The 19,476-nt window shown below is 46.6% G+C and carries 18 protein-coding genes and 1 pseudogene; 13 read left to right on the plus strand and 6 right to left on the minus strand.

What is annotated here, in order from left to right:
- Positions 1 to 130: 130 nt before the first annotated feature.
- From HGO26_RS13420 to HGO26_RS13455, 8 genes are all read left to right on the plus strand, one after another.
- On the plus strand, positions 131 to 733 hold the full coding sequence (locus tag HGO26_RS13420; protein ID WP_105251242.1) for a response regulator transcription factor: 603 nt from the start codon (positions 131 to 133) through the stop codon (positions 731 to 733).
- 416 nt (positions 734 to 1,149) lie between these two features.
- Entirely contained in the window at positions 1,150 to 1,425 is a 276-nt protein-coding gene (locus HGO26_RS13425; RefSeq protein WP_168825725.1) for a hypothetical protein, read from the plus strand.
- 15 nt (positions 1,426 to 1,440) lie between these two features.
- Positions 1,441 to 1,992: a dihydrofolate reductase family protein gene (locus tag HGO26_RS13430; protein ID WP_168825727.1), complete on the plus strand. Its 552-nt coding sequence runs from the start codon at positions 1,441 to 1,443 to the stop codon at positions 1,990 to 1,992.
- Positions 1,993 to 2,157: 165 nt separating this feature from the next.
- Positions 2,158 to 2,733 carry a type II secretion system protein gene (locus tag HGO26_RS13435; RefSeq protein ID WP_168825729.1) on the plus strand — a complete coding sequence of 192 codons (576 nt, stop codon included), beginning with the start codon at positions 2,158 to 2,160 and terminating at the stop codon, positions 2,731 to 2,733.
- A gap of 144 nt (positions 2,734 to 2,877) precedes the next feature.
- Positions 2,878 to 3,402, plus strand: coding sequence for an ATP-dependent protease subunit HslV (hslV, locus tag HGO26_RS13440; protein WP_006083300.1), 525 nt, complete (start codon positions 2,878 to 2,880; stop codon positions 3,400 to 3,402).
- A 19-nt stretch (positions 3,403 to 3,421) separates the two neighbouring features.
- The gene (gene hslU, locus HGO26_RS13445; protein WP_105251238.1) at positions 3,422 to 4,750 is read left to right on the plus strand and encodes an ATP-dependent protease ATPase subunit HslU; all 1,329 of its coding nucleotides are present in this window, start codon (positions 3,422 to 3,424) and stop codon (positions 4,748 to 4,750) included.
- A 195-nt stretch (positions 4,751 to 4,945) separates the two neighbouring features.
- Complete coding sequence (locus tag HGO26_RS13450) at positions 4,946 to 5,332, plus strand: gamma-butyrobetaine hydroxylase family protein (RefSeq protein WP_063883307.1); 387 nt, start codon at positions 4,946 to 4,948, stop codon at positions 5,330 to 5,332.
- Positions 5,333 to 5,451: 119 nt separating this feature from the next.
- Positions 5,452 to 6,036 carry a DMP19 family protein gene (locus HGO26_RS13455; RefSeq protein WP_168825731.1) on the plus strand — a complete coding sequence of 195 codons (585 nt, stop codon included), beginning with the start codon at positions 5,452 to 5,454 and terminating at the stop codon, positions 6,034 to 6,036.
- A gap of 34 nt (positions 6,037 to 6,070) precedes the next feature.
- Here the strand turns inward: HGO26_RS13455 and HGO26_RS13460 are convergent, their stop codons facing one another.
- Entirely contained in the window at positions 6,071 to 6,547 is a 477-nt protein-coding gene (locus tag HGO26_RS13460; protein WP_168825733.1) for a hypothetical protein, read from the minus strand.
- 291 nt (positions 6,548 to 6,838) lie between these two features.
- Positions 6,839 to 7,352 (minus strand): annotated as a pseudogene (locus tag HGO26_RS13465) (transposase); the annotation flags it as partial.
- Positions 7,353 to 7,561: 209 nt separating this feature from the next.
- On the opposite strand from HGO26_RS13465, the gene HGO26_RS13470 reads away from it, so the two are divergent.
- From HGO26_RS13470 to HGO26_RS13485, 4 genes are all read left to right on the plus strand, one after another.
- Complete coding sequence (locus tag HGO26_RS13470) at positions 7,562 to 7,999, plus strand: hypothetical protein (RefSeq protein WP_113940113.1); 438 nt, start codon at positions 7,562 to 7,564, stop codon at positions 7,997 to 7,999.
- Positions 8,000 to 8,708: 709 nt separating this feature from the next.
- On the plus strand, positions 8,709 to 10,274 hold the full coding sequence (locus HGO26_RS13475; protein WP_168825735.1) for a cryptochrome/photolyase family protein: 1,566 nt from the start codon (positions 8,709 to 8,711) through the stop codon (positions 10,272 to 10,274).
- 155 nt (positions 10,275 to 10,429) lie between these two features.
- Positions 10,430 to 11,137 carry an SDR family oxidoreductase gene (locus tag HGO26_RS13480; RefSeq protein WP_168825737.1) on the plus strand — a complete coding sequence of 236 codons (708 nt, stop codon included), beginning with the start codon at positions 10,430 to 10,432 and terminating at the stop codon, positions 11,135 to 11,137.
- A 521-nt stretch (positions 11,138 to 11,658) separates the two neighbouring features.
- Complete coding sequence (locus HGO26_RS13485) at positions 11,659 to 14,001, plus strand: M4 family metallopeptidase (protein ID WP_168825739.1); 2,343 nt, start codon at positions 11,659 to 11,661, stop codon at positions 13,999 to 14,001.
- Positions 14,002 to 14,190: 189 nt separating this feature from the next.
- On the opposite strand, the gene HGO26_RS13490 is transcribed toward HGO26_RS13485, so the two are convergent.
- Genes HGO26_RS13490 through HGO26_RS13500 form a run of 3 tightly spaced genes read right to left on the minus strand, consistent with a single transcriptional unit; the run spans position 14,191 to position 16,972 of the window.
- Complete coding sequence (locus tag HGO26_RS13490; RefSeq protein ID WP_105251231.1) at positions 14,191 to 14,742, minus strand: response regulator transcription factor; 552 nt, start codon at positions 14,740 to 14,742, stop codon at positions 14,191 to 14,193.
- Positions 14,739 to 16,049: a sensor histidine kinase gene (locus HGO26_RS13495; RefSeq protein ID WP_168825741.1), complete on the minus strand. Its 1,311-nt coding sequence runs from the start codon at positions 16,047 to 16,049 to the stop codon at positions 14,739 to 14,741. The genes HGO26_RS13490 and HGO26_RS13495 overlap by 4 nt, the downstream gene beginning before the upstream one ends.
- A gap of 8 nt (positions 16,050 to 16,057) precedes the next feature.
- The gene (locus tag HGO26_RS13500) at positions 16,058 to 16,972 is read right to left on the minus strand and encodes a dTDP-4-dehydrorhamnose reductase family protein (protein WP_168825743.1); all 915 of its coding nucleotides are present in this window, start codon (positions 16,970 to 16,972) and stop codon (positions 16,058 to 16,060) included.
- A gap of 178 nt (positions 16,973 to 17,150) precedes the next feature.
- On the opposite strand from HGO26_RS13500, the gene HGO26_RS13505 reads away from it, so the two are divergent.
- Positions 17,151 to 19,001: a metallophosphoesterase family protein gene (locus tag HGO26_RS13505; protein WP_168825806.1), complete on the plus strand. Its 1,851-nt coding sequence runs from the start codon at positions 17,151 to 17,153 to the stop codon at positions 18,999 to 19,001.
- Between the two features lie 4 nt (positions 19,002 to 19,005).
- Here the strand turns inward: HGO26_RS13505 and HGO26_RS13510 are convergent, their stop codons facing one another.
- Positions 19,006 to 19,398, minus strand: coding sequence for a hypothetical protein (locus HGO26_RS13510; RefSeq protein WP_168825745.1), 393 nt, complete (start codon positions 19,396 to 19,398; stop codon positions 19,006 to 19,008).
- Positions 19,399 to 19,476: the final 78 nt, after the last annotated feature.

The raw sequence follows: 19,476 nt of genomic DNA on the forward strand, positions 1-19,476 counted from the left end.
AAACTCTGATTTATGCCCAGAGGGAATTGGCTAATTTAGTGATGTATCTCCCAAGACCTAGGCTTAAAATTGAGCCCACTCGGCACCCAGCTTAAGCTGATAGCATGCTTACCGCCCTGCAAGGAACACCATGTCGATAAAATTGCCACTCTATCTAGTCGATGACGATGAAGCGATTCTGGATTCACTGGGCTTTATGCTCGGACAATTTGGCTATCAAGTGCAAACCTTCAACAGCGGCCGCGACTTCCTTGAGCACTGTGCATTATCACAGGCGGGCTGCGTGATTTTAGATAGCCGAATGCCGGAAATCACCGGCCAAGAAGTGCAGCAAAAATTACTGGAAACCCACAGCCCGCTAGGCGTGATATTTCTCACTGGCCACGGCGATTTACCTATGGCGTTAAGCGCCTTTCGTAAGGGAGCATGCGATTTTTTTCAAAAACCCGTATCGGGTAAGGCATTAGTACAAGCGATTGAAAAGGCACAGCGTGAAAGCCAAGCGGCCTTCGAGCAGCAAAGTCTGCAACATAAATTTGACCAACTGACCGAGCGCGAACAGCAAGTGTTAGCCCATGTGATCCAAGGCATGACTAACAAGCAAATCTCGGAGGCGATGTTTTTGTCCCTGCGCACGATTGAAGTGCACCGCGCAAAAATCATGAAGAAACTCGAAGTGAACAATATGGCAGAGCTAGTGCAGCACTTAGGCAATCTGAATTCTGTCTTATAAGTCAATCACCCGTGGTCACTAAACAATCGTTAAGCCTTCTCGCCACGCATAAGGATTTAAACGTTAAACCCTTTTTACCCCGCCCATTCAAGATACCGTAACTACACAGTTTTCATCCTACCTGCGACAAGCTGTCGCAGTTTGCGCATTTGGCTTTGTGAAATATCGTATCAGCCCGCACAATCACACCATAGGTTCCTTCCTTTGTGCCCCGCAGGCGCTCAAGAAATCCACTGCTTTTTGAACCTCCACCCGAGGGTAACTATACCCTCGGGGATTTTTTTGCTTCCATCCGCGAATGCCTTCCTCCAAAATAACAACTAAAGTAGAAATAGAACGATCCAGTTCAAGTTCCGTCTGCAAAGCAGTTATATACTTTCCAACCGCCTCAAATAATATGAATCATGGAAGAGCGAATGTTCAAACCTTTAATATTACTCAGCTTTAGCACCTTAGTCTTAACCTGTATGAGTGGCTGCGTTGGGCCACTTAATTCAAAATGTGATACAAATTCCCCCTACAGCAAACAAGAATGCAATGCAGCCGATGCCGCAGTTTATGTTGCGGCGGCCATATTGGAAGGCCCAGATAAAGGTCAAATGTGTAACGATATGTCAGGCAAAGCAAAACAAGACTGCCTCGCTCAACAACAGACACTGAAAGAATCATTAGAGAAACACGCTCGAAAATAGCATTAAGGAAGATGAATGAAAGCCTCCGTTTTTATTGCCGCGACCCTCGACGGTTATATCGCAACGCCCAATGGGGATATCGACTTTTTAAATCAGCACCCCAGTACTAATCCCGATGAAGACTTTGGTTATAATGCCTTTATCGACACTATCGATGCGATTGTAATGGGACGAAAAAGCTTTGAAAAAGTCCTCTCCTTCGATTGCGATTGGCCCTATGTAAATATCCCAGTGTTTGTATTAAGTCGCAGCGGTGTAACAGTACCGGCGGCGTTAAGTGAGCACGTGCAAGTGCTTAATGGCGATGCGGTAAATATCAGCAAACAACTCAGAGAGCGTGGCTTCAAACATCTCTATATCGATGGCGGCCAAACAATCCAAGGCTTTTTAGCGGCGGGGCTAATTCAGGAACTCACGCTCACTCGTATCCCCACTTTACTGGGTAAAGGTATTCCCCTCTTTGGCGACTTAGCTCAAGCGATTCAATTAATGCCAATTCACACGCAGCAGTACGACAATGGCTACGTACAAACTCGCTATCGTGTTATAGACAAAATGGCTTTATAAGCCGTTTACATTCGGCTGATTGCATTGAAGGGTGAAGTGATGGCTTACCATCTTGCTGCATAACCATGTAACAGCAATGTTAAACAACTAAATATTATCAATGGCTTACTGATTGCAAATCAAAGTTCCGTTAGAATATTGTCCTCTAACAAATAGGTGAGCAATATGAGTCGTTTGCAGTCATCGAAGGGTTTTACATTAATTGAGCTGGTTGTGGTCATTATCATCCTTGGGATCTTGGCCGTCGTCGCAGCACCACGGTTTTTAAACCTAGGCCAAGATGCTCACGATGCCAGAGCCAAAACCACATTTGCGGCCTTTACCTCTGGTGTTAAGCTTTATCACAGTTGCTGGCTTGCGGGCGGTCACTCAGGTTATACCCAAGATCTCGCCTGTTATGGTGATGGAAAACTCGACTCGACCACCACAGGATTTCCACAGGGAATAGAGACTGCAACCGCTGATGCCGGTGCTAAATTGCAGGGCGATTATTGTGGTCAGTTATGGCAAGGTCTTTTGGCTAATAATGAATTTGTCATTGCCGATCAATACTCTTGGCGCACAGTTCCCAATGTCGACATTGTTTACTGGTATGGTGCCGTCGACATTACCGATCCCAATGCTTACTGCATTTTCAACTATGTCTCGGACGATCGCAGCTTCGGCAGTGAAAACTGGGATCTTAAATACTATCCCTTCGATGGCCGCACTATTGTAGGTCGATCCACCCTTTCCCAATAAGCGCTTATTTTTATTGCTAAAGGAGCGCGAAAGATCGCAAACTCCTTTGGCATTTGCCGCGATTACTTGAATTATTGTCATCCATCCCCATATATATCCCATCATCCACCGCAACTTTTGCTGCGGGCCAGAAGAGGATTCATTGTGACCACTATCGTATCAGTACGCCGTAATAATCAAGTTGTCATCGCCGGCGATGGCCAAGTCTCCCTAGGCAATACCGTCATGAAAGGTAACGCCAAAAAAGTGCGTCGCTTATATCACAACAAGGTACTGGCAGGTTTTGCAGGCGGCACCGCCGATGCTTTCACCCTATTCGAGCGTTTCGAAGCAAAACTCGAAATGCACCAAGGCCATTTATTGCGCTCGGCCGTTGAGCTCGCCAAAGATTGGCGTACCGACCGTATGCTGCGTAAACTCGAAGCCCTGTTAGTCGTAGCCGATGCGGAAACCTCGCTGATCATCACAGGTAATGGTGATGTCGTTCAGCCAGAACACGACTTAGTTGCCATTGGTTCAGGCGGCAACTATGCCCAAGCGGCGGCCCTTGCACTATTGCAAAATACTGAGCTGTCAGCCTTAGAAATCGCCGAAAAATCCCTGACTATTGCTGCGGATATCTGCGTATTCACCAATCAATTCAAAACGATTGAAGAACTCAATTACTAAACAGCCCGTGAGGAATATTATGTCTGAAATGACCCCCCGTGAGATTGTCCACGAGCTGGATGCACACATTATTGGCCAACAAAAGGCCAAACGTTCTGTTGCTGTCGCCCTGCGTAACCGCTGGCGCCGGATGCAACTTGACGCGGATTTCCGTCAAGAAGTCACCCCAAAAAATATTCTGATGATTGGCCCAACAGGCGTTGGTAAAACTGAAATTGCCCGCCGTTTAGCCAAGCTGGCGAACGCGCCTTTTATCAAGGTCGAAGCCACTAAATACACAGAAGTGGGTTATGTCGGTAAGGAAGTCGAGCAAATCATCCGCGACTTGACCGATATCGCCATCAAGCTGACCCGCGAGCAGCAAATGGGCAAATGTCGCCAACGCGCCGAAGAAAATGCCGAAGAGCGCATTCTCGATGCGCTGTTGCCTAAGCCGAAAAATGACTGGGAAAGCACTGAAACCGATTCCAACTCAAATACCCGCCAAGTGTTCCGCAAGAAGCTGCGCGAAGGCCAATTAGACGATAAAGAAATCGATATCGATGTGGCACAACCGCAAATTGGTGTTGAAATCATGTCGCCTCCAGGCATGGAAGAAATGACCAACCAGCTGCAAAGTCTGTTTAAAAACATGGGCCAAGCACCAGCAAAACGTCGCAAGATGAAGATCAAAGAAGCCTTTAAGCTATTGATCGAAGAAGAAGCCGCCAAACTGGTCAATCAAGAAGATTTAAAAGAACAAGCCATTGAAATGGTTGAGCAACACGGCATAGTGTTCCTCGACGAAATCGACAAAATCTGTAAGCGCGGCGAAACCTCAGGCCCAGACGTTTCCCGTGAAGGCGTGCAACGTGACTTACTGCCGCTCATCGAAGGCTGCACTGTTACCACAAAACACGGCATGGTAAAAACCGACCACATACTGTTTATCGCCTCTGGCGCATTCCAGATGTCTAAACCGTCGGATTTAATTCCTGAATTACAGGGTCGTTTACCAATCCGTGTCGAGCTAGATGCATTATCAGCCAATGATTTTAAACGCATTTTAACCGAGCCACACGCCTCGCTCACCGAGCAATATATCGCGCTGATGGGCACAGAAGGCGTGAAAGTTGAATTCAGCGAATCGGGTATCGATAGCATTGCTAAAGCCGCATGGCAAGTGAACGAGCGCACCGAAAACATCGGCGCCCGTCGTTTACACACTGTGATGGAAAGGCTGATGGAAGATATCTCCTACGAGGCATCGGAAAAATCGGGCTCCGCCTTTGTTATCGACGCCGACTATGTCAGTGCCCACTTAGACAACTTAGTCCAAGACGAAGATCTCAGCCGCTTTATCCTCTAGTGCAAAACCCGTTCACCGCCAAGCCCAAACGACTTGGCGGTGAACGACTCAAATGCAAAAGTGTGACTTAAACGAAAAAGCCTGACCAAGGCTCTCGCTTACCCTTTGTATCCTTGGCCGCGAGTGGTTACATTAGTCAGGTGTTATTTTAATGAGTCGTTATCCTATCCTTAGCATTTTCTTGGTAGCCAACCTATGACCACAGCAACGCCGAATGTCACCGATCTTAAACTGAAACGTAAATCACGCATTCTAGAAATCAGTTTCGACAATGGTGAGCAATATCAGCTCAGTTGCGAGATGCTCAGAGTCTACTCGCCCTCGGCCGAAGTGCATGGTCACGGCAACCCCAAGCTGGTCACCCACAAGAAAAACGTCAACATCAGTGCCATAGAACCCGTCGGTAATTACGCAGTGAAAATCGTCTTCGATGACGGCCACGACACAGGCCTATTCTCGTGGAAAGTACTCTACGATCTCGCCACCCACCAAGTGGATCTATGGGAAAAATACCTCGCCCGCCTACGCGCCGAAAAAGCCTCACGCGAACCGCTGATCGCCATGAACATAAAGTACAACTAGTACGTTAGGTAAATGGACACTTAATTGTGGGATGTAAACTCTAGAAACAGAGAATTTAACAATGGGTAGCTTGTGAAGCTGTGACTTCTCTTACTGACTTGAGTATCAAAGGAAAGACCATGTCGGAAAAAATCCCCTGCCAAGAATGTAACACCTTAATCCTTCCGAGTACCGCCGAGAAAAATGAGGGTTTATGCATGCCCTGCAAAAATGGCATACGTGCAAACCTCGAGCGTGCGAAGGAATACTACCAACAAGAGCGTGAACTCGATAAAACCTGTCCCTTTCGAGCCTTTTGGCGAGATCTTGTTTTAAGGGTACATAACAAAGATCAAGGTTTTTATACGCTTAGACCAGAGGAACAAAACTACTATGCGGTGAACTGCTTATCTGGCGAAGTCTATAATGGTGGATTTATTCAGTATTTCGACAACTCTTCAGGTGAGCATTACGCCTTCGCCGAACGTGGACTTATCCAAATGGGAGCAAGCCACTCGTTAAACTTATTGCACCAAGCAAAACAGGCCGTGTTTGGCGAAAAGCCAGTACCAATAGGCAGAGATCGTCGTTTAGCCGCAACCGATAACCAAGACCTGTACAGCGTACTCGATAAGCTCGATGACGAGTTTTATAAAGATCTAGATGATCTCGATGCCAAGCTTGAAAACTACGCCCTTGATTACGGACTGGTAAATAACACTTAACTGGCGATTGTCGGTAATCACTTAAAGATAAAGGCTATCCTTGGCAGAAATAAGCATAATTGAGCCTATCTTGCTGACCCCATACCGCAGTCCAGCCATTCACATCACTCATGTAAGCGAAATAAATAGACTGCGTTTTAAGACAAACATCTTGAAATGGCGCTTTATTCTCATTAATAAAATGCGCCGACCTAACCAGCACATCGGTACAAACGTCTTCATCCTCCACTAACCAAATAAAATCATCACGCCATTCATCCAACGCTATCGCCGCCTCTGGGGAATAGAGTCTCAACTTATCTTGAGCGAGTACCATTTGCTCTGGAGTCACAGAACATGAAACCGCCAACTTATCGAATACACCTGAGCCGCCAGCCCAAAAAGACAAATCAAATTCCAACCTATCCTCTAGCGGCGTAAAACCCAATAAATTTTCGATAATCATTAAACTTTTAGCTAAATCGGCATCTGGCCTTTGGTAACGCTTTTCAATCCCATCATATTCCCGCATACGAACTAAGCTCCTGCTGCGTTAAGTGACGCATTAAAATTGAGTAACATACTATAAAATAATAACTTTTCGAGCAATGCACTCAACGATTAAGACTATTACGCCAGTGACTCGCCGACTTTGATTTAAAAATGAGTTATCCCTAAGCGCTCTATGGCGCCATTTGCAGCATAAGGAAGCGCGAACACCGCGAGCACATGGTCAAGGATAATGGAATGAAAATTATCAGGCCTACCATTTTAAATCAGCAACTTCATCAAGTAAGGCCTGTGATTTAAACCGTCCCTGCTAAAAGCGGCCTGTACAGTTATTTTCTTGATTTTCTTGATTTGCTTGATTTGCTTGTCTTGCTATTAGCTCATTCAAACATCGCACTCTTTTGAAAACTTAGGCATGAAATATCGCATAATCGGCTACGGTAAATTGCAATTGAATGCTTTAATCGGTTGACCTCATGCGCCTCAACTAGCTCTCCTTAAACGGATTTTTGCGTTAATTCATCGCCTTTAAACAACTTATGCCACTGCTCCAGCACTTCGCGGTCAGTCCAACGATTGGTACTGTCGATATCGACTGGCAGCACCACATGTAGATGATTTGACATCACCGCAAAGGCTGCAACATCGATAGCAAAAACGGCTTCAAGTTCAAACAGTAGTGACTCAACCCAACTACAGCGATGGTCATAATTTCTCCCAGAATAGGCATCATCGCCACATAAAAAAGCACGCCGCACAACGCAGCTATAGCAATGGTAATAGGGAGTGTCTTCAAGGCTTATCTGAGTTCTGGGAGGACGCGGCATATAAACCTTCTTATTTAATGCTTATAGTCGGAGGTTAACTACCACGCCATTTAAGCTGGGTGTCTTGAAAACAGCTTCTTTGTAGGCAACCTGAAAGTGCATTATATTGTTGCTCTAAAATGGATGGCCAGATTTATTATTTGCCCTGCATATGTGATAAAACAGTTAAACCTTCGCTGGAAACAAATCTTAGAAATGGAGTATTGTCAGTGACAACGAGAACGGAATTACTCAATAAATTAAGCGCCTTATCGACCGCCGATCCAGAGCACTGTCCGGTAGTGACATTAAATGAGTACTTTTTAGAAAACGAAGATGAAGAGTCTATCGCACCCAATAATTGGGGTTATGGTCGACCATCCATCAAAGAAATCTATCGTTGCTTGAAAGAAATCGAACATAGGTCAGATGTGCAAGGTGTTTATGTTGGGATGCACGATGAATGGTCCGAAGCACTTGAGGATGATGAGCTATGGCCTGCAGCTGAGAACATTCATATTCTTACCTGTGCGCCTCTGGCGGAAGTGGAAGAATGGATTGAAGGAATCGCGGCAGATGGAATGGGGACAGGCTGGCCCTATGGCGAACATCAACTATCCCCTAAGCCGTATGCTGGCTATCATGTCTATACAGTATATTGGGATTAGTGGTTAGCTATCTCACTGTTTATGTGAATTTTATTGCATCAGACAACCCCAAAACATCGGTCTAGGCCGATGTTTTTATATCTAAGGATACCCAATCTCATTTTTGTAATATAAAACGTGCTCCACCAGCCTTATTATATGAATTAGCTCTTGTTATTTAGACTCCCATTGTTAAATTTTAAAAATGGAGTGTTAGTACTCTTTTTAAATACTAACAAACAACCCTAAAACTTCAGAAGTTCACCTTCCCCTGCGAAGTTGCCGAAGGGCGTTGAAGAAAATCGCGTGAGCGAGGCATGGATGCCAAGTTAGCTTTCGGATTCTTTATTTAATTAATAGGGGATGTACCATCGTAAGCGTTAGCGATTTTGAATAAACACGAAGCCCTGCTTATAAATAAAGAGTTAATGCATGTAACTTCGCTAGGATGAGTGCTGCGAAACAGCGGTACAAACGAGAGCCAAGGATGGCGAACTGGCAGTCATGCATGGACGTTGTTCGGCAAGGGCTCTTGATTGAGAATCAAGGGGTGAAGCCCCCGACTTTGACTTCGCTTTAAAAGCTATCAAACCAAGTTTAGATAAACCTCCTTGTCGAAATCATGACAAATACCCTGCTTTGTGATCCTCACTGCAACCCAATTCGTAATGTCAGGCAATATCCTATCGCGAAATGCTTAACCGCGAAAGTCATTCAACGAGTCCACTTAATGCAATTACAGCAATTCCATACAGTCAGGCTAATTTTAGGTGATCAACTCAATGCCCAGCATTCTTGGTTTAACCGTGTTGATGAGCAAGTACTGTATTTGATTGCAGAATTGCACCAAGAAAACACTTATGTAACGCATCATGTGCAAAAAATATGTGCCTTCTTTGCGGCAATGGCGCAATTTGCCCAAGAGCTGCGCGCGCAAGGGCATCAAGTGCTCTATTTGAATCTGGATGACACTCATGATGACACCCAAGGCTATAGCGATCTACCTGCGCTAATTCAACATCAGGTAACACAGGTTGGCGCGATCAAGTTTGAATACCAAAGGCCTGATGAATACCGCCTGCTTGAGCAATTGAGCCAACTTAAGCTCAATACTGCCGTGGTGAACTGTGTCGATACAGAGCACTTTATCTTGCCCTTTGACGAAATCGATGCGCAGTTCCCCGTCGGCAAACACATTATGATGGAGCACTTTTATCGCCGCATGCGTAAGCGTTACAACATCTTGATGCAAGACGCAAAACCACTCGGCGGGCAATGGAACTTTGATGCCAACAACCGTCAAAAACTTAAAACTCAGGATATAAAAGACTTGCCAGCGCCATTGATGTTTAGCTTCGATGTAACTGAAATTCTCGCTCGGCTTGAGCGTCATCAAATTCCGACCATGGGTCGCATTGATGCACCATTGCTGTGGCCGATAAACCGTGCGCAAAGCCTCGAATTATTAGCGTATTTTTGTCAGGTTTGCTTGCCTTCCTTTGGCCGTTTTCAAGATGCCATGACAGCGCAACATCCTGCCAAGTGGAGCTTGTACCATAGTCGGCTATCATTCAGCCTTAACAGTAAATTAATCAGCCCGTTAGAAGTCATCAATGCGGCCATCGACAGTTATCAAACGAATGCTGAGATTGATATCGCTCAAGTCGAAGGATTTGTGCGGCAAATATTAGGTTGGCGAGAATATGTTCGCGGCATTTACTGGGCGAATATGCCGCAGTACGCCAGCACTAATGCGCTCGATGCCCATGGGACGCTGCCCGATTATTTTTGGCATGGCAACACTAAAATGAACTGCATGCGACAAGCCTTATCTCAATCATTAGATTTTGCCTACGCCCATCATATTCAGCGCTTAATGGTGATCGGCAATTTCTGTTTATTAACCGAAATCGAGCCAAATCAAGTCGATGAGTGGTATTTAGGCGTGTATGTTGACGCCATCGAATGGGTTGAAATGCCCAACACCCGCGGCATGGCATTGTTTGCCGACGGCGGCATTGTCGGCACTAAACCCTACGCCGCCAGCGGCTCTTACATCAATAAAATGAGTGATTATTGCAGCGGGTGTCATTACAAGATAAAAGAGCGCAGCGGCACACTCGCCTGCCCGTTCAATAGCTTTTATTGGCGCTTTATGGACAAACACCGCGCGCGATTATCGCAGAACCCAAGGATCGGCATGCTGTACAACACATGGGACAAGATGGACGAGCCCGTAAGGCACGCCATATTAGCCACGGCCGAGCACAACCTTGTTCACCTAAACCGTTTGTAGCGGAGTAATGCTAAGCGTGACTCATTGATATAAAGAGTTTGATATAAAGAGTTTGATATAAAGAGTTTGATATAAAGAGTTTGATATAAAGATTTTGATATAAAGATTTTGATATAAAGATTTTGATATAGATATTTGGATAGGGAGAGTTTGCTATGAAAGTACTTATCGTCGGCGGGAGTGGGGGTATTGGCAAAGCCATGGTTAAGCGAATTCAAGAAAGCTATCCCAACGCCACTGTGCACGCCACCTACAGGCATCATCTTCCCCAAGACAGGCAGGATAAAATCCAATGGCATGCATTAAATGTGACCAATGAAGCTGAGATTAAACAGCTAAGTGAACAACTCACTGAATTAGATTGGATTATTAACTGTGTCGGCATCTTACACACCCAAGATAAAGGACCAGAAAAAAGCCTACAGTCACTGGATATCGACTTTTTCCAGCACAATTTAACGCTCAATACCCTGCCCAGTGTCATGCTGGCTAAACACTTCTGCCATGCCTTAAAACAAAGTAGCTCGGCAAGATTTGCCGTGATATCGGCGAGAGTCGGCAGCATTACCGATAATAGATTGGGTGGCTGGTACAGCTATCGCGCCTCAAAAGCTGCGCTGAATATGTTTCTCAAAACACTGTCGATTGAGTGGCAACGCACCATGAAACACGGCGTGGTGTTGTCTCTGCATCCGGGCACGACAGACACGCCATTATCTCAGCCATTTCAACAGAGTGTCCCCAAAGGCAAATTGTTTACACCTGAGTATGTCGCAAACTGCTTACTGCCCATCATTGCCAATGCTACACCCGCACAAACAGGGCGTTTTTTTGCCTACGATAGCACAGAGTTACCTTGGTGAAATAAGCTGAAGAGCAAGTCAAGCAGCGGCAACTCCGATGGAGTCTTTCTAAATTAATAAATCAAAGCCGAGGGTTTTAACCCCTTGATAGGATGATGCCCCCAACGCACACCCCATCCTTAATCAAGCCTTTTCAAGAACACTGAAAAATAAACAATTGAAATAAATCATTAAATTATTTTAAAACACTCAAGTGCATCACCATTCCGCTTGGTTAAATCCCTATTACCCAAAAGTCTTAATTCAGATTTAAAAGCGTCTAAATGAACGTTGAAGATAGTTCCTTTGTACGATTGTTAACACTTTTACATTTAAATAACATCTAGAGTCATGCGGTTATTCACGCTTTGCACAGAATAAAAATCTGAGAATTCCCGCCTGAGCAACAGCTCATTCTATGCGGCCATGGCAGAGGGATGCCGAAGACCCTGTAGAAATCACAATAAAAAAACGCTCGCCCGAGCCAGTTAAGCTGTATGGCATTCCAACGTTATTTACAAAACGGAAAAAGGATTTCAAGCATGATGCTAAACAAAAAACTGTCGCTACTCTTCATTGCTGTGTCGGCCACTTTAGGCACATCCGCATTTGCTGCCGATGTTGTCGATGTTGTCGATGTCGGTACTCTTAGAAGCGCGTCTTCAAGCAATAACTTAGTGTCTCAGTTCAGCTTAGACGCAGGTAGCCAACTCAAAGTCGAGAAAAAACTCAACCTAGGTCAAGGCAAGCAAAAACAACGTTTACAACAATATTTCCATGGCGTACCTGTTTATGGTTTCTCTGTTGCGACGTCACAATCGAGCATGGGCTTTTACAGCGACATGTCTGGCCGCGTATTAAAAAATATTGAAAAGTCGGCTGATTTTGTCAAACCCACTTTAACGGCTAACAAAGCGTTAGATATTGCGATCCGTGGCAAGTCTGACAAAGCCGTTGCAAGCCTAAAAGCTGAAAACAAACAAGCAAAATTATGGCTTTACCTCGATGATGCCGCTAAAACTCGCCTCGTTTATGTGACGTCTTTTGTGGTATATGGCGATGAGCCAAGCCGTCCATTCACTATGATTGACGCACACTCAGGTGAAGTGCTCAAGCGTTGGGAAGGGATTAATCACGCTGCAACGGGCACAGGTCCAGGCGGTAACATTAAGACTGGCCAATACGAATACGGTACTGATTTTTCTAGCTTAGACGTTGAAGTGAGCGGTGACACTTGCACCATGAACTCACCTAACGTGAAAACCGTTAACCTAAACGGTGCCACATCAGGCACCACCCCCTTCTCTTATACTTGCCCACGCAATACAGTCAAAGAGATCAACGGCGCTTACTCGCCATTAAACGATGCGCACTACTTCGGCAACGTGATCTACAAGATGTATAGCGAGTGGTACAACACTGCACCGTTAACCTTTCAGTTAACGATGCGAGTTCACTACAGCAACAACTACGAAAACGCTTTCTGGGACGGCAGCGCTATGACCTTCGGTGATGGCGCAACTACCTTCCACCCATTAGTGAGCTTAGATGTCTCGGCACACGAAGTGAGCCACGGTTTCACTGAGCAAAACTCAGGGCTGGTTTACGCAGATCAATCTGGCGGCATGAACGAAGCCTTCTCAGATATGGCGGGTGAAGCCGCTGAATTTTACATGCACGGCACAAACGACTGGTTAGTCGGCGCCGATATCTTTAAAGGCAGCGGTGCACTGCGCTACATGGCAGATCCAACCTTAGACGGCATCTCAATCGGTCATATCGACGATTACTATGATGGCATCGATGTGCACCACAGTTCAGGTGTATTCAATAAAGCTTTCTACACTTTAGCTAACTTACCAGGTTGGGATACGCGCAAAGCATTCCAAACATTCGTAGTCGCTAACCAATTATATTGGACGGCGGACAGCTTATTCTGGCAAGGCGCTTGTGGTGTTAAATCGGCCGCAACTGACTTAGGCTTAAGTGCTGACGATGTGGTTACTGCGTTTGCCGCTGTGGGTATCACACCTTGTGAAACGCCACCACCACCGCCACCACCAGAAGCTACTGAACTCGCCAACGGTGTTGCTGTGACAGGTTTAGCGGGTGCATCAGGTAGCAAAAAATACTACAAACTCGATGTCGCTAGCGGTGCAACTAACCTGAGCTTCAATATGTCAGGCGGCACAGGTGATGCGGACATGTATGTTAAATTTGGTCAAGCGCCGACGTCTAGCAGCTATGACTGTCGTCCATACAAGTCAGGTAATGCCGAAAGCTGTGCTATTGATCCTGCTCAAACGGGAACTTATTGGGTGATGGTCAGCGGCTATAGCAGTTACACAGGTGTGAGCCTAGTGGGTGCTTATGATGGCGATGACACTCCAAACCAAGCTCCAACCGCAGGCTTTACTGCAAGCTTTGCTAACGGTAACGGCAGCTTCACAAGCACCAGTACTGACAGCGATGGCGACCTGACATCATGGAACTGGGATTTTGGTGATGGTACAAATGCCGCAGGTGCGAGTGTCAATCATCAGTATGCCCAGTCAGGCAGCTACACAGTCACACTGACTGTAACTGACAACGATGGCGCAACAGCAAGCACTTCGGCAGAATTTGCGGTTGAAGTCCCTGAAGTCGCATTAGAAATGGCAGTAAAAAATGCGAACAAATCTCGTCGCGGCAGCATTCGTGTTGCACTCGAATGGGAAGGTCACAACGCTGATGAATATACTATCTTCCGTAACGGTGTTGCGGTTGGTACTTCAAGCAGTTCATCATTTATTGACCGCTTCACTGACCTAGCTGGCACTAGCTTCAGCTATAAAGTGTGTGAAACTAACGGCCCTTGCTCAAACGAAGAAACCGTTAATTTTTAATCGCATAATCTAATCGTGCAATGGCGCTAGCGTAAAATCCTAGCGCTAATTCATCGATTCACTTCTCGTTTTCTTGTTAATGCCACTCAGCCCTTTTGAGTGGCATTTTTTATGGTCAAACGGCTCTGCCTCATTACCTAATCAGGTTTGCCTTAAGCTGTTGCCCCTTGCTCACACGTGGATGAATCGTTACTTCAAATGTCCACTTTCACCCACTGGTTTCTTCAGCAATTTACGTTGTAACGTCCGACGATGCATTCCCAATTGGCGAGCCGTGGCGGACACATTGCCTTGGTTAGCATTGAGCACTTGCTGAATATGCTCCCACTCCAAACGCTTAGGATTAAGTGGCGAATCGTCGACTTCATCTTCTTGAAGAGTATGGGAATGCCCATCCATTTCAAGTGCGGCGAGCAAGGTTTGGGTATCCACAGGTTTAGCTAAATAATTATCGGCGCCGAGACGAATCGCTTCCACCGCTGTAGCGATACTGGCGTAGCCGGTGAGTAACACCATAGTCACCTTGGGCAGCAGATGACGCAGCGGCACAATTAACCCTAGGCCATTGGCTTCGGCAAGCTTCATATCTAAAAGAATATGGCTAGGACGAAATTCCCGCGCCACCAGCAGAGCATCACTGGCATCATGTGTTAATCGGCATTCAAAGCCATGGCGTGTTAATCGGCGCCCTAAAATACTCGCAAGGGAAAGGTCATCCTCTACAATCAACAAACGTTTCATGAACTTACCTCGTCACCAACCTTAGTCTTGTGCGATACAGACGGCGCCGGCGCCCTTAATATAGTGAAACGAATTTGTGCCACAGTGCCACCTTGGGGATGATTTGCCAAAATCAACTCAGCGCCTAAACGCTCTAAACTGGCATGACTGAGTAGCAAAGCGACACCTAAACCCTTGGGACTTTCTATGAGTAAGGTGCCCAACTGTGGCAATAAATCGGGCGCGATACCGGTGCCATAATCGCGGATCTGCAAGTAGATCTGCTCTTCGCTTGGCGCTATATCTACACTGATATCCACCTGCGGCGCACCTATGGTTTCGGCGCTAGCGCGGGCAGCATTTTCAATCAAAGCCATGATGGCTGGCGTTAAACTCATATCAGTCAGAATACTTTGCTCTGCCAGTTGTTCAGGCATACAAGTGATCAACCAATTCAGTTCAGTTTGCGGCATTAACAGCAAGGTTTTTTGCTTTAAACTGTCCACCAACTCAATGATCTTTAGTGGGCGCTGGCGGCGATCGCGGATCGACTCCGTCGCTAATCTCAGCTCGGCAAGCGTATGTTCACAGCGACCTAACGCAGTTTCCATCTCGACAATCGTTATCGAGGTATCGCTCATGTCTTCTTTTACTTCATCGAGTAATAACCTCAGACTCGAGAGTGGTGTGGCCAGTTGATGTGCCATCTGCGCCGATACTGTACCTAGGGCTAAGAGTTGCTCCTGACGCAATTGCCCTTCGCGCATATAGGCTAACTGCGCATCTTGGCGGCGCATACGCTTAGTGATTAACGCCACGCTGGTTGTCATCACCAATGCTGAAATCACAAAGTTGAACCACATGCCTAAATAGTGGGAACTCATGTCCATACCGTGGTGCTGCATGGGGGATTCGGGCACAGTAAAGATCATCAGGCTGTAGGCAAAGGTTGAAATTGCCGTCAGTGCCCAAGGCGCCCAGATTGGCAAAGTCACAGCCGCAAGTGCAATCGGCAACAGTAATAACGAGATAAACGCATTGGTCGCGCCGCCGGAAAAGTGCAACCAAGATATCCAAAATAATGTGTCTAAGCTGAGCGCAATAAAGAGGCCGCGCTCCTTCGCAAATAAGGGTTTACGTAGCGCCAATGTGAGCGAAAGGTATAACACCTCCAGCACTAACACATGCACTAACGGCTCCATTTGCAGGCTAAGACCAAAAGTATCGGCGGCAAACGTGGTTAAGCCTATTTGCAGCAGCAAACCTAAGGTTCGCAGTAATGCGACTTGGTCGGCAGCCTGTAGACTGGTCCCTAAGATCTTAGCCATGGCGATTCCTACAGAGTGAGTCCGAGCGTGGCAAGTGCACCACTCGATTGTGTTAATGCTTGGCGCACGCCAGTGGCAAAATTGATTTCAGAACAAATCCCCAGCGCAGATAAACGCGCACAACTCAAGCTACAGTCTCTTGGCCGCTTGGCATTATCCGTCGGCGTAGACTCAGGCGTTAAGTGCGCTGTGCTGAGTTGTAAAATCTCTCCTAAGGTCAACAACATCTGATACTTAGTCATAGTCTCTGCGGCGCTAAAATGATAAATCCCCTGCACGGTAGAATGTTCAATATGCTGTGCAATCATCTTGTCTATGGCTTGGGCAATATCGGTGGTCGAGGTTGGACTGCGTATCGCCCAATGATCAACCCCCTGGGCGCGACGCTCAATCAATTGGTTAACCAGCACTAGCACTGCAGATTCACTCAGCTTTTCTACTTGGCCGTAAAGGATTGGCAAGCGTAGCACAGCAAAATCAGCGCTAGTGTCTAGCACGATTTCTTCGCCCTTTAACTTAGATTCACCATAAAAATTAACCGGATGAGTTGCTGCATCTTCAGCGTACTTAGGTTGAGTGCCATCGAACACATAGTCAGTGGAAATATAGATAAGCCAAGCGTTATTGGCCTTAGCTGCCATAGCTAAGGCTTGGCTGGCGGTTAAGTTAAGTGCCAATGCCGCCTGCGGATTTTGCTCGGAGACATCGGGGCGACGCTCGGCGGCGCAGTGCACTATCACTTGCGGTTGCTCGCGGGCGATAAATACCTCGACATCCAAAGGGGCGGTAAGATCGAGTTTATGCACTCGTTCACTTGCGCGGCTAAAACCTGTGGCGATAACCTGATGTCCCGTTAATTCAAGCTGTTTTACAACTGCTCGGCCGAGTAGCCCTGTCGCGCCTGTTACCATAATCTTAGCCATATCGCCCCATTCAGTTTCAACGCATATTTATGGCTAACAATTCTAAAAGCTTTTCATATTCAACGCACTTGTTTACTCTTCTAAACCAAACTTACTTAGGGTTAACTCATGCAAGATTAACCCAAATACCCATAGGCAGAATTTGAGTACGACACTTCCTCTGATATTAGCTGGCCCCATGCTGCGCCACTGCGATGCCTCACACTTTACCCTGTGGTTTGTGAGTCGTGAGCCATTAACTGAACTTAAGCTGCGTCTTGGTGAGCAAGAGTACCTGTTGCAGGATGCCGATTTACACTATGTGCCACTTGGGCAACATGCCCATCAATATCTAATAATACTGTCGCGCCCAGAGTTGCTCGCACCCAATATCGTCACACCTTACCAAGTGTCTGCCGCTCAGCATGGTGATATTTTTGCCACGATAAGCCAGCTGAACTATGGCGATGCGTCGACGCCAAGTGTACGTTTCACCCCGGAATTAACCCAAGTATTCCACGGTTCCTGCCGCAATCCGCATCACCACAGTGACGATGCACTGGTCGCCGCCGATACCCATTTAGCCAAGATAATCAACAGTGGTGCGGAGGATGATCGCCCTGCACTTATCATAATGAGTGGTGATCAGGTCTATATTGATGATGTTGCGGGACCTATGTTAAGCGCCATAGGGCAAGTCATCGATTTGCTTGGTCTTAAACATGAGCAATTTGAAGGCGCGAGCATCACCACTAGTGAAGACATTCATTATCAACCCGCATATTTGTATCAACGGCATAAAAACCTGTTGCCTCATACCCAATATCCGGCCAAAACCGCGCTTTGGCGTTGGTATCGCAATCACCCCATTTTTACCTCCTCCATCGCCGTAAATCATTTGGTCAGCCTAAATGAAATCATCGCCCTGTATTTACTCACTTGGTCACCTGAACTGTGGGAATTAGTGAATATCTCGAAGGATGTCGATGGCTTATCACCCGCCAATACCGCCCGCTGGCAAAATGAGTGGCAACACTTGCTTGGCTTTAAAGCTGGGCTGGGGCAAGTCAGGCGCTTTATGGCGCACATTCCCGTTTATATGATGTTTGATGACCACGACGTCACCGATGATTGGAACCTGACGGCTAAATGGGAACAAGCGGCCTACGAACACGCATTTTCGAAACGCATCATTGGTAATGCCTTAATCGGCTACACCTTATTCCAAGGACTTGGCAACGCGCCTGATAAATTTGCCGCCGATATCCGCCCGCTGCTCGATGCGTTTTTTGCGCGACAAGAAAGCGAAAGTCAGGATCTGCTCATCGACGAATTACTTAAATTTGAGCAGTGGCATTACACCTTAGAGTCCTCGCCCAAACTGGTCGTGCTCGACACCCGTACCCGCCGCTGGCGCAGTGAATCTAATCTCGCAAAACCTTCCGGCTTGATGGATTGGGAGGCGTTAATGGATTTGCAGCAAGAGTTACTCGGCCAGTCGAAGGTCATTATCGTCTCTCCTGCACCCATGTTTGGGGTCAAGTTGATTGAAGCTGTGCAGCGCACAGCCACTCTGATCGGCGGTTCCCTGTTAGTCGACGCCGAAAACTGGATGGCCCACCCGGGCGCCGCCAATGCACTGCTGAGTATTTTTATGCACCGTAAAACCCCAGAGGAGTTTGTGATCCTCTCCGGCGATGTGCATTACTCCTTTAGTTACGACATCAGTATTCGTTTTAGACGCAGTAGCCCTAACATCTACCAAATCACCTGCAGCGGTATTAAAAATCACTTCCCCGAGAAGCTGTTACCGATTTTCGATAAACTCAATGGCTGGTTTTATGGCCACTTTTCACCACTTAACTTGCTGACAAAACGTAAACGTATGTTGCTCCGTGGCAGGCGACCAAATGGTGAGCCGAGTAAACGTCTAGTGAATAAAAGCGGAATAGGTATGTTGGAATTAGCTGATGATGGTGCACCAACAAAAATTGCGGTTTTACATGGCGATATGAGCGAAACCCTGTTCGAACCACCCAAACAGGAATAACAGATTAAACGGGTTTATTATGTTTAACCGTTTCAGGCTGAGTGGCACCAGAGCCTGAATCCATCAAGGGCGTATTTTTGGATAACGCCTCATCGGTTTTGGCAGGTTTTGGCTGAGCCTGATTGAAAATCAGTGCTTCTGGCTGCGACTTATTCGACGGTTTTTCATGCGCCATTTGATCCCAAATGCTCTTAGGGCTTTGATCCCGCTCGGCATCGACTTCTGCTGTCGATGTGCCAGACGAACTCGGTTTCTTCGGTTCAATCACCGCACTCGCCTTACGGATTTCGGCGGCAATGTCATTCAGATAAGGCTGCTTAGTCCAGTCACCAAAATACATGGCCCCCACTAATACTGCAGCGCAAAGCAAGATAGAGAAGATCGCAGATTTGGTCATAATGGACTTCCTTTAAACAATCGTAATATGGCTCCCTATGGCAGAGACTCAGATACTGCAGATTGTATTCATACCATC

It is taken from the genome of Shewanella oncorhynchi, assembly GCF_012584455.1.
GTDB lineage: Bacteria > Pseudomonadota > Gammaproteobacteria > Enterobacterales > Shewanellaceae > Shewanella > Shewanella oncorhynchi.